We start from the raw sequence: 13,987 nt of genomic DNA, 5'->3' as shown, positions 1-13,987 counted from the left end.
TCGGATGATGAAGGCCATGCCCTTAACGACTTGACGACAGCGCGTTTTGGGCTACGCCGGAAAAAAGTGCCAACAATGTAACCCAAGCCGCGAGCCATGTACATGGAGCATCCTTTCGCCGCTTCAGAAATCTCCGGATCGTGTTCGCATGTTGCGCAATCTGCTCACCCCCTTGTCGTTCTTTTCTTTATACTTAGCGTGGCGCTGGTTCATCGACACAAGGCGCACTTTTAGAACAATCCTGATTTCGTGCGGAAGAGAAAACATGAAAATTCGCGCTTTACTGCTTGCTATGAGCATGGCGACGGTTCTGACCGGTTGCCAGAATATGGACTCCAATGGACTGCTCGCTTCAGGTGCAGGCGCTTTTCAGGCTTACAGCCTTAGTGATGAGCAAGTAAAAGCGCTCAGCGACCAGGCATGTACGGAAATGGACAGCAAGGCGACGATCGCCCCGGCCAGCAGCGAATACGCGAAGCGACTGACCAAAATCGCCTCTGCGCTCGGCGACAATATCAACGGCCAGCCGGTGAATTACAAAGTCTATGTGGCGAAAGACGTTAACGCGTTTGCAATGGCGAACGGCTGTATCCGCGTCTATAGCGGCCTGATGGACATCATGACCGATAACGAAGTGGAGGCGGTCATCGGCCACGAAATGGGACACGTTGCGCTCGGCCATGTGAAGAAAGGGATGCAGGTTGCGCTGGGGACTAACGCGGTTCGCGCCGCAGCCGCTTCCGCTGGCGGTATTGTCGGCAGTCTGTCGCAGTCGCAGTTGGGCGATCTTGGCGAGAAACTGGTGAACTCACAGTTCTCCCAGCGCCAAGAGTCCGAAGCGGATGATTACTCCTATGACTTGTTGCGCAAACGCGGCATCAGTCCGGCCGGTCTGGCAACCAGTTTTGAGAAACTGGCGAAGCTGGAAGCGGGACGTCAAAGCTCCATGTTTGACGATCACCCGGCCTCCGCCGAACGTGCCCAGCATATTCGCGACCGAATGGCGGCAGACGGTATTAAATAAAAACGAAGGAGGCAATATTGCCTCCTTTTTTATAACGCATAAATTGATAACTTAAGCGCACAGAACGTTAAATATCAGAATATAAACAGTAGCGATATATTCGACGTTTTATTCTCTGATAGAGGATTATTTTAGTATTTATATTCCCCGGCATGTTTTATCACTTTTTTTAACGCCACAGACAAAATATAAAATAGTCCAGCCCCGATATGGCCAGCACGCCAACGGCTGTAAGCCTTTGTCACAAAATGTTTGCAATCAATAATTATTCAGGTAACTATCCGTAACGCAGCAATTCAATTTGATATTATCCATAAAGAGAAGTTCCCTCAGTGAAAAAAGAAATATCGTTAATCGCATTAAGTTTATTCGCCGCATTGCCTGCCATTGCCAGCCAACAATCCGACAGCCAGGGTTTTGTTAATGACAGCCATTTAAATCTCTTTTTACGCAACGCCTGGATTAACCGCGACTATCAGGGCGGCGTACAGGACAAAGCCGAATGGGGCCAGGGCATTGTCGCCACCTTTGAATCTGGCTATACCGAAGGTTTGATCGGCTTTGGCGTTGACGGTATTGCGCAGTATGGCGTGCGTCTGGACGGCGGCCGTGGCCGCAGTGGCGCAGGCGGTATCGACTTCTTCAAACAAGACAGCGACGGCCGCGCGAAATCCGATCTGGCAAAATTTGGCGCAACCGCCAAAATGCGCATATCCAACACCGTCCTGAGCTACGGCAACCAGCGTCCGCAGCTCCCGATCGTCTACGCCGACGATTCCCGTCTGCTGTTTGAAAGCTTCACCGGCACCATGTTGACCTCCAGAGAGATCGACGGTCTGGAGATTAATGCCGGTTACTTCACCGACGAGCAGCGCAAAAGCGACGACCGCCACAACAGTGGCCTGAAAAGCCTCTCTTTCGGCGGCGCGAGCTACCAGTTTAACGATCAGTTCAGCGGCGCCCTGTACGCCTCGCACGTCGAAGATGTGCTGAACAAACAGTATCTGGGGCTGAACTTCAAACAGCCTTTCAGCACCGGACAGCAGCTGGTGCTGGACTTCAACGGCTACAACTCACGTCTGGATTCCGGTTACGCCGATAGCCTGAATACTGGCCGCAGCAACAGCATCTGGAGCCTGGCGGCAAGTTATATCTGGGATATTCATACCTTTAAAGTGGCGTATCAGCAAAGCAGCGGCAGCACCGGTTATCACTACGGCAGCTATCGCGATCAGGGCGGCGTCGGCGATGGCGGCAACACCATCTGGCTGGCGAACTCTTACTGGTCTGATTTTAACGGTGAAGACGAACGTTCCTGGCAGGCGTCATATGGACTGGATTTTGCCGGTCTCGGTTTACCGGGGCTGAGCTGGACAACCGCTTATGTTCGCGGCGATAACATCAAAACATCGGCAACCAGCAACGGCAAAGAGCACGAGTGGTTCAACCAGGTGCAATACCAGGTTCAGGACGGCATGGCGAAAGACCTGAAACTGAAGCTGCGCTATTCCGTATTACGCGTGTCCAGCAACGCCAGCGACTACAACGTCAGCGGCAACGAGATTCGCGCTTACGTGGAATATCCGTTTAACATCTTTTAAGTTAAAACCCCTCTCCTGATGACGGAGAGGGGAAGCACTTATTCGCCTTTTTTCGCCGCCTGAATGTAGAGCATTTCCAGCGCCAGGGTCGCCGCAGCCAGCGCGGTGATTTCGGACTGGTCATAAGCCGGAGCCACTTCCACTACGTCCATCCCGACGATGTTCAGATCTTTCAGACCGCGCACCAGTTTAATGGCGCGATCGGAAGTCAGGCCGCCGATCACCGGCGTCCCTGTGCCCGGTGCGAACGCCGGGTCCAGACAGTCGATATCAAAGGTCAGGTAGACCGGCATATCGCCAACGATCTGATTAACCTGCGCGATGATGTCATCCACGCCGCGATCGTTCACCTGGCAGGCATCCAGCACGGTGAAACCGTTGTCTTTATCAAATTCAGTACGAATACCAATCTGCACGGAGTGGTTCGGGTCAATCAACCCCTCTTTCGGCGCAGTGTAGAACATGGTGCCGTGATCAAACTCGCAGCCGTTCGCGTAGGTGTCGGTATGCGCGTCAAAATGCACCAGCGCCATTTTGCCAAAGTGCTTTGCATGAGCGCGCAGCAGCGGCAGGGTCACGAAGTGGTCGCCGCCGAAGGAGAGCATACGTTTACCGGCTGACAGCAGTTTCTCCGCATGCGCCTGCAATTTTTCACTCATCTCGCGCGCGTCGCCAAACGCATAGACCAGGTCACCGCAGTCCACAACGTTCAGGCGCTCGCGCATGTCGAAGTTCCACGGGAAGCGGTTGTGCTCCCAGGCCAGGTTAGTGGAAACCTGACGGATTGCCGCCGGGCCGTGGCGGCCGCCCGCACGACCGGAAGTCGCCATATCAAACGGTACGCCGGTGATCACCCAGTCGGCGTCGCTGTCATAAGGCTGGAAATTCAGCGGCAGACGCAGAAAGCCGAAGGCGTTGGAAACCAGGGAGTTATCGTACTGATGACCTAAAGTGCTCATGTCCTGACCTCTTTTAAAGTCGATACATTAAAAACAGATGAAAAAAAATCCCCTCCGCGTCGTTAAACCCGACGAGGAAGGGATTGATTCGTAAATCGCTTATTGGGGCGAATTATCGCCGTTAATTCATACGGGTTCAAGTGAGTATAGCATTCTGCCGGATGGCGGCTTCGCCGTATCCGGCCTATATTCGTAGGCCCGGTAAGCGCAGCGCCACCGGGCATCAGCGGCTACTCGTCTTCCAGGTAAGTGTACCCGTACAGCCCCGTCTCAAACTCTTCGAGGAACTGCTGTTGCAGCGCATCGTCCAGACCGGTCTGTTTCACCTGATCGCGGAAGTGGGTCAGCAGCGTGTTCGGATCGAGCTGTACGTATTGCAGCATATCCGCCACGGTGTCCCCTTCGTCAGACAGCTCAACTTCCACGCTGCCATCCGGGAAGACAAACACGTCAACCGCTTCGGTGTCGCCGAACAGGTTGTGCATGTTGCCAAGGATCTCCTGATAGGCGCCGACCATAAAGAAACCGAGCATCGGCGGGTTCTCTGGATCGTACTCCGGCATCGGCATAGTGGTGGCGATGCCGTCACCGTCGATGTAGTGATCGATCGCGCCATCGGAATCACAGGTGATGTCCAGCAGCACCGCGCGGCGCTCAGGCACCTGATCCAGCCCTTCCAGCGGCAGCACCGGGAACAGTTGATCGATACCCCACGCATCCGGCATTGACTGGAACAGCGAGAAGTTGACGTACATTTTGTCCGCCATACGCTCCTGCAACTCATCGATGATCGGACGATGCGCACGGTTCTGCGGGTCCAGCTGTTTCTGTACTTCGTGGCACATGCTCAGGTAAAGCTGTTCCGCCCAGGCGCGTTCCTGCAAACTGAACGTCCCGGAAGAGTAGCCAATGTGAATGTCGTGCAGGTCCATCTGGCTGTCGTGCAGCCATTCACGCAGCGAGCGGCGGGTGCCCGGCTCGTGCATCTCCTGCCAGGTTTCCCACATGCTCTGCAACGCGCGCGGCGCGTCGTCGGCAGGCGCGGTGGGCACGGTATATTCGTTACGCTCCACGCCGATGATGTTCGATACCAGCACGGTATGGTGCGCAGTTACCGCACGGCCAGACTCGGTGATCACCGTTGGGTGCGGCAGACCGTGTTCTTCACACGCATCGCCAATCGCCCAGATGATGTTGTTAGCGTATTCGTTCAGGCCGTAGTTAACGGAGCAATCAGACTGCGAGCGGGTTCCTTCGTAATCCACGCCCAGACCGCCGCCGACGTCGAAACACTGAATGTTGACGCCCAGCTTATGCAATTCAACGTAGAAACGGGCGGATTCGCGCACGCCGGTGGCAATGTCGCGGATATTCGCCATCTGCGAACCGAGGTGGAAATGCAGCAGTTGCAGGCTGTCCAGTCGCCCGGCTTCACGCAGGGTTTCAACCAGTTGCAACACCTGCGTCGCCGCCAGGCCGAATTTGGATTTTTCGCCGCCGGAAGACTGCCATTTACCGGAACCCTGCGAGGCCAGACGCGCACGCACGCCCAGGCGCGGGATCACGTTCAGACGCTCGGCTTCATCCAGCACGATAGCGATTTCTGACATCTTCTCGATGACCAGGTAGACCTTGTGGCCCATCTTTTCGCCAATCAGCGCCAGACGGATGTATTCACGGTCTTTGTAGCCGTTACAGACGATCACGCTGCGGGTCATTCCGGCGTGCGCCAGAACCGCCATCAGCTCCGCCTTCGAACCGGCTTCCAGCCCCAGCGGTTCGCCGGAGTGAATCAGCGATTCAATCACCCGGCGGTGCTGGTTGACCTTGATCGGATAAACGAGGAAGTAGTCGCCGTTATAACCGTAGGATTCACGCGCGCGTTTAAACGCCGCGTTAATGGAGCGCAGACGGTGTTGCAGGATCTGCGGGAAGCAGAACAACGCAGGCAGACGCTGGCCTTGCGCTTCGCGAGCTTTCACCAGTTTGGCGAGATCGACGCGCGCCTGAGGTACGTCAGGGTCCGGGCACACGCTGATGTGTCCCAGTTCGTTGACGTCGTAGTAGTTATTGCCCCACCAGGCAATATTGTAAGTACGCAGCATCTTGCTGGCTTCCTGGGAGCTCATTGCAACCTCCTGCATGGAGCGTAGTACACCCTGTTCGCCTGCTGACGAAGGCGAACCCATAGACATGTCGTCAGACATAGCGAACCTCAAATTTTATTAACAAGTGTAAAACAGTTGACTACTATCGCAATCCGTAGACGCGATAACAACCCATAAACAGACGTATTTTCCAGCAGATAGTGCTGACGCTCCGCCTGCGCGACCGGTTTCTTTTTCATATCATTGTAAAACACGTAACCGAACTTAAGTATGACGGTTCGGCGAAACCACGAGAAAACTCTTGTTTCAACAAGAGCGCCCTTGTTCAGTCTTCCGTTACCGACCGGCTCTGGAGTCCTGAGAAGCGCCGAGATGGGTATAACATCGGCAGGTATGCAAAGCAGAGATGCAGATTGCGGGGGACATGCGCACACCAGAACGGTGCGACAGATTCAGCAGAATACAACGGTTCATTATCTCGTATCACCTCCACGGCCGCCCCGTAAGACAAGCCTCTAAGCCAAAGCAACGTTTTAGCCCGGCTGGAAGTGGCGACACGAGGAATCCGTCGTGTGCTTTTTAGTATGAGCCGCGCGCCGCGTTTTATACCGACAAGAGGGGAAAAATGCAAAGCATAAATGCGCACATTGCCAGCAGTGTCCTGAAAAATTTCCAGTCGTGTTTTCAACGCAACGAGAGTTGATTCAAAAAAAACTGGAAATCGGGTGAAGAAGTGACCTAAAATAGCCATCCAGATGTTAATCCATCCATACTGATTAACACTCAGACTGCCAGTGTCATCAACCTGCAAGCCTTGGTAGAATCCTCTGCTTTGGCTATTCCACACAACAGTTTGAGCTAACCAAATTCTCCTTAGGTGAAATAAAACATGGCAAAACACCTTTTTACGTCCGAGTCCGTATCAGAAGGGCATCCTGACAAAATTGCTGACCAAATCTCTGATGCCGTGCTGGATGCGATCCTGGAACAGGATCCGAAAGCGCGCGTCGCATGCGAAACCTACGTTAAAACCGGTATGGTTTTAGTTGGCGGTGAGATCACGACCAGCGCATGGGTTGATATCGAAGAGATCACCCGTAACACGGTCCGTGAGATTGGCTATGTGCATTCCGACATGGGCTTTGACGCCAACTCTTGCGCCGTGCTGAGCGCTATCGGCAAACAGTCCCCGGATATCAACCAGGGCGTTGACCGTGCCGATCCGCTGGAACAGGGCGCGGGCGACCAGGGCCTGATGTTCGGTTACGCGACCAATGAAACTGACGTGCTGATGCCAGCGCCGATCACCTACGCGCACCGTCTGGTACAGCGTCAGGCTGAAGTGCGTAAAAACGGCACGCTGCCGTGGCTGCGCCCGGATGCGAAAAGCCAGGTCACTTTCCAGTATGACGACGGCAAAATTGTCGGCATCGACGCGGTAGTGCTGTCTACTCAGCACGCTGAAGAAATTGACCAGAAATCGCTTCAGGAAGCGGTGATGGAAGAGATCATCAAGCCGATCCTGCCGTCAGAATGGCTGAACGCGTCGACGAAATTCTTCATCAACCCAACCGGTCGTTTTGTTATCGGCGGCCCGATGGGCGACTGTGGTCTGACCGGTCGTAAGATTATCGTGGATACCTACGGCGGTATGGCGCGTCACGGCGGCGGCGCATTCTCCGGTAAGGACCCGTCTAAGGTTGACCGTTCCGCAGCCTACGCCGCGCGTTATGTTGCGAAAAACATCGTTGCCGCAGGTCTGGCTGACCGTTGTGAGATTCAGGTTTCTTACGCTATCGGCGTGGCTGAACCAACCTCTATCATGGTTGAAACCTTCGGTACTGAAAAAGTGCCTTCTGAACAGCTGACCCTGCTGGTACGCGAGTTCTTCGACCTGCGTCCGTACGGCCTGATTCAGATGCTGGATCTGCTGCACCCGATCTACAAAGAAACCGCTGCATACGGTCACTTTGGCCGCGAACATTTCCCGTGGGAAAAAACCGACAAAGCGCAGCTGCTGCGTGATGCCGCAGGTCTGAAGTAATTTACTGACGTTGCTTTTTTTAAGGCCAGCCTCGTGCTGGCCTTTTGTATTTGTGCGCGCATCTTTTGCCCGGAGTCGCTTCGCTTGCACGGGCCTACGGGTTCTGTCGTTTTGGCGTAACCGTCACCCGGCGATTAATGAAACCGTTTACCCTCCATTCTATAAGCCACGCGTTGAAAATAATCCTTTTGCATGATCGTTTTTCTTCTGACGTTACATTTTTTTCAGTTAAGTCTTAAATGTGCGTATTCGCGATACAAACCGCCTCACTTACCTCTATGTTTTCAAAGCATTAATTACTTTCACCATCAAATGTTAGTGTAAACGATTACACTAACGTGATTCTAATCACATATTTTTGCGGGCCACTCACCTACCCTTAGCATCAACAAAACTGGCAACCCAACCGGAGGCATCATGCCTGACAATAAAAAACAGGGGCGTTCAAACAAGGCCATGACATTTTTTGTCTGCTTTCTTGCAGCCCTGGCAGGATTACTTTTTGGCCTGGATATCGGCGTTATCGCCGGTGCTTTACCCTTCATCACTGACGAATTCCAGATTACCGCGCACACTCAGGAGTGGGTGGTCAGTTCGATGATGTTCGGCGCCGCCGTCGGTGCCGTCGGCAGCGGCTGGCTCTCCTTCAAATTAGGTCGTAAGAAAAGCCTGATGATCGGCGCGATCCTGTTTGTGGCCGGTTCGCTGTTTTCCGCCGCCGCGCCTAACGTTGAGGTGCTGATCGTTTCCCGCGTTCTGTTAGGCCTGGCCGTTGGCGTCGCGTCCTACACCGCCCCGCTGTACCTGTCTGAGATCGCGCCGGAGAAAATTCGCGGCAGTATGATCTCCATGTACCAGTTGATGATCACCATCGGTATTCTTGGCGCCTATCTGTCTGATACCGCGTTCAGCTACAGCGGCGCATGGCGCTGGATGCTGGGCGTGATCATCATTCCGGCCATTCTGCTGCTGATCGGCGTGTTCTTCCTGCCGGACAGCCCGCGCTGGTTCGCGGCGAAACGTCGCTTTATTGATGCCGAACGCGTACTGCTGCGCCTGCGTGATACCAGCGCAGAAGCCAAACGCGAGCTGGATGAGATCCGTGAAAGTCTGCAAGTAAAACAGAGCGGCTGGGCGCTGTTTAAAGAGAACAGCAACTTCCGTCGCGCGGTGTTCCTCGGGGTGCTTTTGCAGGTGATGCAACAGTTCACCGGGATGAACGTCATCATGTACTACGCGCCGAAAATCTTTGAACTGGCAGGTTATACCAATACCACCGAGCAGATGTGGGGCACCGTTATCGTTGGTCTGACGAACGTGCTGGCCACCTTTATCGCTATCGGTCTGGTAGACCGCTGGGGGCGTAAACCAACGCTGACGCTGGGCTTCCTGGTCATGGCTATCGGCATGGGCACTCTCGGCACCATGATGCATATCGGCATTCACTCGCCGTCAGCGCAATACTTCGCTATCGCCATGCTGCTGATGTTTATCATCGGGTTCGCGATGAGCGCCGGCCCACTGATTTGGGTACTGTGCTCTGAAATTCAGCCGCTGAAAGGCCGCGATTTCGGTATCACCTGCTCTACCGCCACCAACTGGATCGCCAATATGATCGTCGGCGCAACGTTCCTGACCATGCTCAACACGCTGGGCAACGCAAACACCTTCTGGGTCTATGCCGGTCTGAACCTGTTCTTCATCATCCTGACCATCTGGCTGGTTCCTGAAACCAAACACGTCTCTCTGGAACACATTGAGCGTAACCTGATGAAAGGCCGTAAGCTGCGCGAAATCGGCGCTCACGACTAACGCTGATAATTAGCGGTAAGTGCCCGATGGCGCAAGCTTATCGGGCCTACTGCACTCAGTTGAACGCAGCGCGGTTTGTCGGCCGCCATCCGGCAAAACTTAGCGGGGTGAAGCGTCCCCCTTGCAGTCTCCATCACCTCCCATTATCCTCTGTCGTTATGAAAACCTCCCGTCTCCCTATCGCTGTCCAGCAAGCCGTTATGCGCAGCCTGCGGGAAAAACTCGCCCAGGCCAATCTCAAACTGGAACGTCATTACCCGGAACCCAGGCTGGTTTATCAACAACGTGGAACTGCTGCGGGAACAGCATGGCTACAAACCTACGAAATCCGTCTCAATCCTGTGCTATTGATGGAAAACGTCGACGCGTTCGTCAATGAAGTGGTGCCCCATGAACTGGCGCATTTGCTGGTCTGGAAGCATTTTGGCCGGGTTGCGCCGCACGGCAAAGAGTGGAAATGGATGATGGAAAGCGTACTGGGCGTCCCTGCCAGACGCACGCATCAGTTTGAACTGCAATCCGTTCGCCGCAATACCTTTACCTACCGCTGTAAATGCCAGCAGCATCAGCTCACCGTGCGCCGCCATAATCGCATCGTGCGCGGTGAAGCCACCTACCGCTGCGTTCACTGCGGCGAACCGCTTATTGCTGAATAATCAGGAACTTTTCTGATCCGCCTGATTGCATACAAGAACAACTTTCGCTACGTTGCGGGCTCGTTTTGACACGGAGTTCGTGATGTACCGTAATTTCTCTTTTGCCACAGCGTTATTGGCGATGATGCTCTCAGGGCAGGTGCTGGCTACAGGCATCAACAGTTTTTCTCAGGCCAAAACCGCCGGGGTAAAAGTCAATGCCGATGTTCCCGGTGATTTCTACTGCGGGTGTAAAATTAACTGGCAGGGTAAAAAAGGCGTCGTGGATCTCGCCTCCTGCGGCTATAAAGTCCGAAAAAATGAAAACCGCGCCAGCCGCATTGAATGGGAACACGTCGTACCCGCCTGGCAGTTCGGCCACCAGCGTCAGTGCTGGCAGGACGGCGGGCGAAAAAACTGTGCGAAAGATCCTGTCTACCGCAAGATGGAGAGCGACATGCACAATCTGCAACCCGCCGTCGGCGAGGTGAATGGCGATCGCGGCAACTTCATGTACAGCCAGTGGAATGGCGGCGAAGGTCAGTACGGCCAGTGCGCCATGAAGGTCAATTTCAAGGAAAAAATCGCCGAACCGCCTGCTCGCGCCCGTGGAGCGATCGCCCGTACCTACTTTTATATGCGCGACCAGTACAATCTGACGCTCTCCCGTCAGCAAACGCAGCTTTTCAACGCCTGGAACAAGCTGTATCCGGTCACGGACTGGGAGTGCGAGCGCGACGAACGCATCGCCAGGGTACAAGGGAACCACAATCCATACGTGCAACGCGCTTGCCAGGCGCAAAAGAGCTAACCTACACTAGCGGGAATATTTTTAACCCTGCCCCACGCGATCAGATGGCGTGGGGAGATGACGCGGATTTTTCTATTATGCGCATTCCCCGCATTTATCACCCTGAACCCATCACATCCGGCAGACAGTTCTCCCTGTGTGAAGACGCCGCCAACCATATCGGACGCGTGCTGCGTATGGGGCCAGGCCAGGCGCTCCAGCTGTTTGACGGCAGTAATCAGGTGTTTGACGCCGAGATAACCAACGCCAGCAAAAAAAGCGTCGATGTAAAAGTGCTCAGCGCCACCCTCGACGATCGTGAATCCCCGCTGCATATTCACCTCGGCCAGGTGATGTCGCGCGGCGAAAAAATGGAATTCACTATCCAGAAATCGATCGAACTGGGTGTAAGCCTCATTACGCCACTTTTTTCTGAGCGCTGCGGCGTTAAACTGGACAGCGAACGTCTGAACAAGAAGCGCCAGCAGTGGCAAAAAATCGCTATTGCCGCCTGCGAACAGTGCGGTCGTAACCGGGTGCCGGAAATTCGCCCGGCAATGGATCTGGAAGCCTGGTGCGCCGAGCAGGACGAGGGGCTGAAACTGAACCTTCACCCGCGCGCCAGCGCCAGTATCAACACCCTGCCGCTCCCCGTGGAGCGCGTACGCCTGTTGATTGGCCCGGAAGGCGGTTTGTCGGCAGATGAAATCGCCATGACCGCCCGCTACCAGTTTACTGATATCCTGTTAGGACCTCGCGTTCTGCGTACTGAGACAACTGCGCTCACCGCCATTACCGCGCTACAGGTGCGTTTTGGCGATCTGGGCTAACGGAGAAGAACAATGATCAAGCTCGGCATCGTGATGGACCCCATCGCAAGCATCAACATCAAGAAAGATTCCAGCTTCGCTATGCTGCTGGAAGCACAACGTCGTGGCTACGAACTTCATTACATGGAGATGGCCGATCTGTATTTGATCAACGGTGAGGCTCGCGCCCGCACGCGTACCCTGAGCGTAGAGCAGAACTATGACAACTGGTATACGTTCAACGACGAGCAGGATCTGCCGCTGGCCGATCTGGACGTCATCCTGATGCGTAAAGATCCGCCGTTCGATACCGAATTTATCTACGCTACTTATATTCTGGAGCGCGCGGAAGAGAAAGGCACGCTGATCGTCAATAAGCCCCAGAGCCTGCGCGACTGCAACGAAAAACTGTTCACCGCCTGGTTCTCCGACCTGACGCCGGAAACGCTGGTCACGCGCAACAAAGCGCAGCTGAAAGCCTTCTGGCAGAAGCACAGCGACATCATTCTCAAGCCGCTGGACGGCATGGGCGGCGCGTCTATCTTCCGCGTGAAGGAAGGCGACCCCAACCTCGGCGTGATCGCCGAAACGCTGACCGAGCATGGCACCCGCTATTGCATGGCGCAGAACTACCTGCCTGCCATTAAAGACGGCGACAAACGCGTGCTGGTTGTTGACGGCGAACCCGTTCCGTACTGCCTGGCGCGGATTCCGCAGGGCGGCGAGACCCGTGGCAACCTGGCGGCCGGTGGTCGCGGCGAACCGCGCCCGCTTACCGACAGCGACTGGGAAATCGCCCGCCGCATTGGCCCAACCCTGAAAGCGAAAGGGCTGATTTTTGTGGGTCTGGATATCATCGGCGATCGTCTTACCGAAATTAACGTCACCAGCCCAACCTGTATTCGTGAAATTGAAGCGGAGTTCCCGGTTTCGATTACCGGAATGCTGATGGATGCCATTGAGGCGCGTTTGCAGAAGTAAATTAGTTACCGGATGACGACGCCTTCGCGTCTTATCCGGCCTGGAATTTCACCCCACAGGCCGGATAAGACGAAACTGCCATCCGGCAAAGCTATTTTCAGAGGGTGACATCTTCGCGCTTTCCCCACATACTGGACGCTGTTGCTTTTTTGAACCCGGATACAGAACCTCTGACAATGAATTTACAGCATCACTTTCTTATTGCCATGCCTGCTCTCCAGGACCCAATTTTCCGCCGCTCCGTGGTGTACATTTGCGAACACAATGAAGATGGCGCAATGGGGATTATCATTAATAAGCCTCTGGAAAATCTACAGATTGAAGGGATTCTGGAAAAACTGAAGATTACGCCTGAACCGCGCGATCCGGCGATTCGTCTGGATAAAGCCGTAATGCTCGGCGGACCGCTGGCGGAAGATCGGGGATTTATTTTACATACTCCGCCCTCCCGCTTTTCGTCCAGTATTCGTATTTCTGACAATACGGTGATCACCACGTCCCGCGACGTGCTGGAGACGTTAGGCACACCGGAGCAACCCTCTGAGGTGCTGGTGGCGCTGGGTTATTCATCATGGGATAAAGGTCAACTGGAGCAAGAGCTGATGGATAATGCCTGGCTCACGGCCCCTGCCGATCTCAATATTCTGTTCAAAACGCCAATTGCCGACCGCTGGCGCGACGCGGCCAAATTAATCGGAATTGATATTCTGACCATGCCTGGCGTGGCGGGGCATGCCTGATGAGCGGAACCTTACTCGCATTTGATTTCGGCACCAAAAGTATCGGCGTAGCGATAGGACAGCGCATCACCGGCACCGCCCGTGCACTGCCAGCGATAAAAGCGCAGGACGGAACGCCAGACTGGAACATTATCGAGCGTTTGCTGAAAGAGTGGCAGCCGGATGAAATTATTGTCGGGCTACCGCTCAATATGGATGGCACAGAGCAGCCCCTCACCGCTCGCGCCCGCAAGTTCGCCAACCGCATTCATGGCCGTTTTGGCGTACAGGTTACGCTGCATGACGAACGCCTCAGCACCGTAGAAGCGCGCTCTGGCCTGTTTGAACAGGGCGGTTATCGCGCACTCAACAAAGGCAAAGTGGATTCTGCCTCGGCCGTCATCATCCTCGAAAGCTATTTCGAGCAGGGTTACTGATACGAATTGCCTGATGGCGCTTCGCTTATCAGGCCTACAAACTTATCAGGCCTACGGGCACGCTTGTA

Annotated in this window: 14 protein-coding genes; 10 read left to right on the top strand and 4 right to left on the bottom strand. The window is 54.6% G+C overall.

What is annotated here, in order from left to right:
* Positions 1-265: 265 nt before the first annotated feature.
* Positions 266-1,024: a metalloprotease LoiP gene (loiP, locus tag OGV82_RS11140; protein ID WP_047461362.1), complete on the top strand. Its 759-nt coding sequence runs from the start codon at positions 266-268 to the stop codon at positions 1,022-1,024.
* Between the two features lie 332 nt (positions 1,025-1,356).
* Entirely contained in the window at positions 1,357-2,625 is a 1,269-nt protein-coding gene (locus tag OGV82_RS11135) for an OprD family outer membrane porin (RefSeq protein WP_012135053.1), read from the top strand.
* Between the two features lie 38 nt (positions 2,626-2,663).
* Here OGV82_RS11135 and speB read toward each other — a convergent pair whose 3' ends face one another.
* The 4 genes from speB to yqgG all read right to left on the bottom strand — a co-directional run bounded on the left by speB (position 2,664) and on the right by yqgG (position 6,166).
* On the bottom strand, positions 2,664-3,584 hold the full coding sequence (gene speB / locus OGV82_RS11130) for an agmatinase (RefSeq protein WP_012135054.1): 921 nt from the start codon (positions 3,582-3,584) through the stop codon (positions 2,664-2,666).
* Between the two features lie 230 nt (positions 3,585-3,814).
* Entirely contained in the window at positions 3,815-5,791 is a 1,977-nt protein-coding gene (gene speA / locus OGV82_RS11125) for a biosynthetic arginine decarboxylase (RefSeq protein ID WP_024130934.1), read from the bottom strand.
* Positions 5,792-5,799: 8 nt separating this feature from the next.
* The gene (gene yqgB, locus OGV82_RS11120; RefSeq protein WP_047463939.1) at positions 5,800-5,931 is read right to left on the bottom strand and encodes an acid stress response protein YqgB; all 132 of its coding nucleotides are present in this window, start codon (positions 5,929-5,931) and stop codon (positions 5,800-5,802) included.
* A gap of 97 nt (positions 5,932-6,028) precedes the next feature.
* A complete protein-coding gene (gene yqgG / locus OGV82_RS11115; RefSeq protein WP_269475138.1) occupies positions 6,029-6,166 on the bottom strand; it encodes a small protein YqgG in 138 nt (45 codons plus the stop codon).
* 415 nt (positions 6,167-6,581) lie between these two features.
* On the opposite strand from yqgG, the gene metK reads away from it, so the two are divergent.
* The 8 genes from metK to ruvX all read left to right on the top strand — a co-directional run bounded on the left by metK (position 6,582) and on the right by ruvX (position 13,919).
* Positions 6,582-7,736, top strand: coding sequence for a methionine adenosyltransferase (gene metK / locus OGV82_RS11110; RefSeq protein ID WP_012135057.1), 1,155 nt, complete (start codon positions 6,582-6,584; stop codon positions 7,734-7,736).
* A 417-nt stretch (positions 7,737-8,153) separates the two neighbouring features.
* Complete coding sequence (gene galP, locus OGV82_RS11105; protein WP_012135058.1) at positions 8,154-9,548, top strand: galactose/proton symporter; 1,395 nt, start codon at positions 8,154-8,156, stop codon at positions 9,546-9,548.
* Between the two features lie 158 nt (positions 9,549-9,706).
* Positions 9,707-10,204, top strand: a complete 498-nt coding sequence (locus tag OGV82_RS11100; RefSeq protein ID WP_024130936.1) for a SprT family zinc-dependent metalloprotease — start codon at positions 9,707-9,709, stop codon at positions 10,202-10,204.
* 82 nt (positions 10,205-10,286) lie between these two features.
* Positions 10,287-10,994 carry a deoxyribonuclease I gene (gene endA / locus OGV82_RS11095; protein WP_047461355.1) on the top strand — a complete coding sequence of 236 codons (708 nt, stop codon included), beginning with the start codon at positions 10,287-10,289 and terminating at the stop codon, positions 10,992-10,994.
* Positions 10,995-11,071: 77 nt separating this feature from the next.
* Positions 11,072-11,803 carry a 16S rRNA (uracil(1498)-N(3))-methyltransferase gene (rsmE, locus tag OGV82_RS11090; RefSeq protein ID WP_286462716.1) on the top strand — a complete coding sequence of 244 codons (732 nt, stop codon included), beginning with the start codon at positions 11,072-11,074 and terminating at the stop codon, positions 11,801-11,803.
* A 12-nt stretch (positions 11,804-11,815) separates the two neighbouring features.
* Positions 11,816-12,763 carry a glutathione synthase gene (gene gshB / locus OGV82_RS11085; protein ID WP_047461353.1) on the top strand — a complete coding sequence of 316 codons (948 nt, stop codon included), beginning with the start codon at positions 11,816-11,818 and terminating at the stop codon, positions 12,761-12,763.
* A 176-nt stretch (positions 12,764-12,939) separates the two neighbouring features.
* Positions 12,940-13,503 carry a YqgE/AlgH family protein gene (locus tag OGV82_RS11080; protein ID WP_012135063.1) on the top strand — a complete coding sequence of 188 codons (564 nt, stop codon included), beginning with the start codon at positions 12,940-12,942 and terminating at the stop codon, positions 13,501-13,503.
* Positions 13,503-13,919, top strand: a complete 417-nt coding sequence (gene ruvX, locus OGV82_RS11075) for a Holliday junction resolvase RuvX (protein WP_047461351.1) — start codon at positions 13,503-13,505, stop codon at positions 13,917-13,919. The genes OGV82_RS11080 and ruvX overlap by 1 nt, the downstream gene beginning before the upstream one ends.
* Positions 13,920-13,987: the final 68 nt, after the last annotated feature.

It is taken from the genome of Citrobacter sp. CK191, from assembly GCF_030333435.1.
GTDB lineage: Bacteria > Pseudomonadota > Gammaproteobacteria > Enterobacterales > Enterobacteriaceae > Citrobacter_B > Citrobacter_B koseri.
The sequence above is the reverse complement of the archived record's forward strand: the minus strand, read 5'-3'. Positions and strand labels throughout refer to the sequence as shown.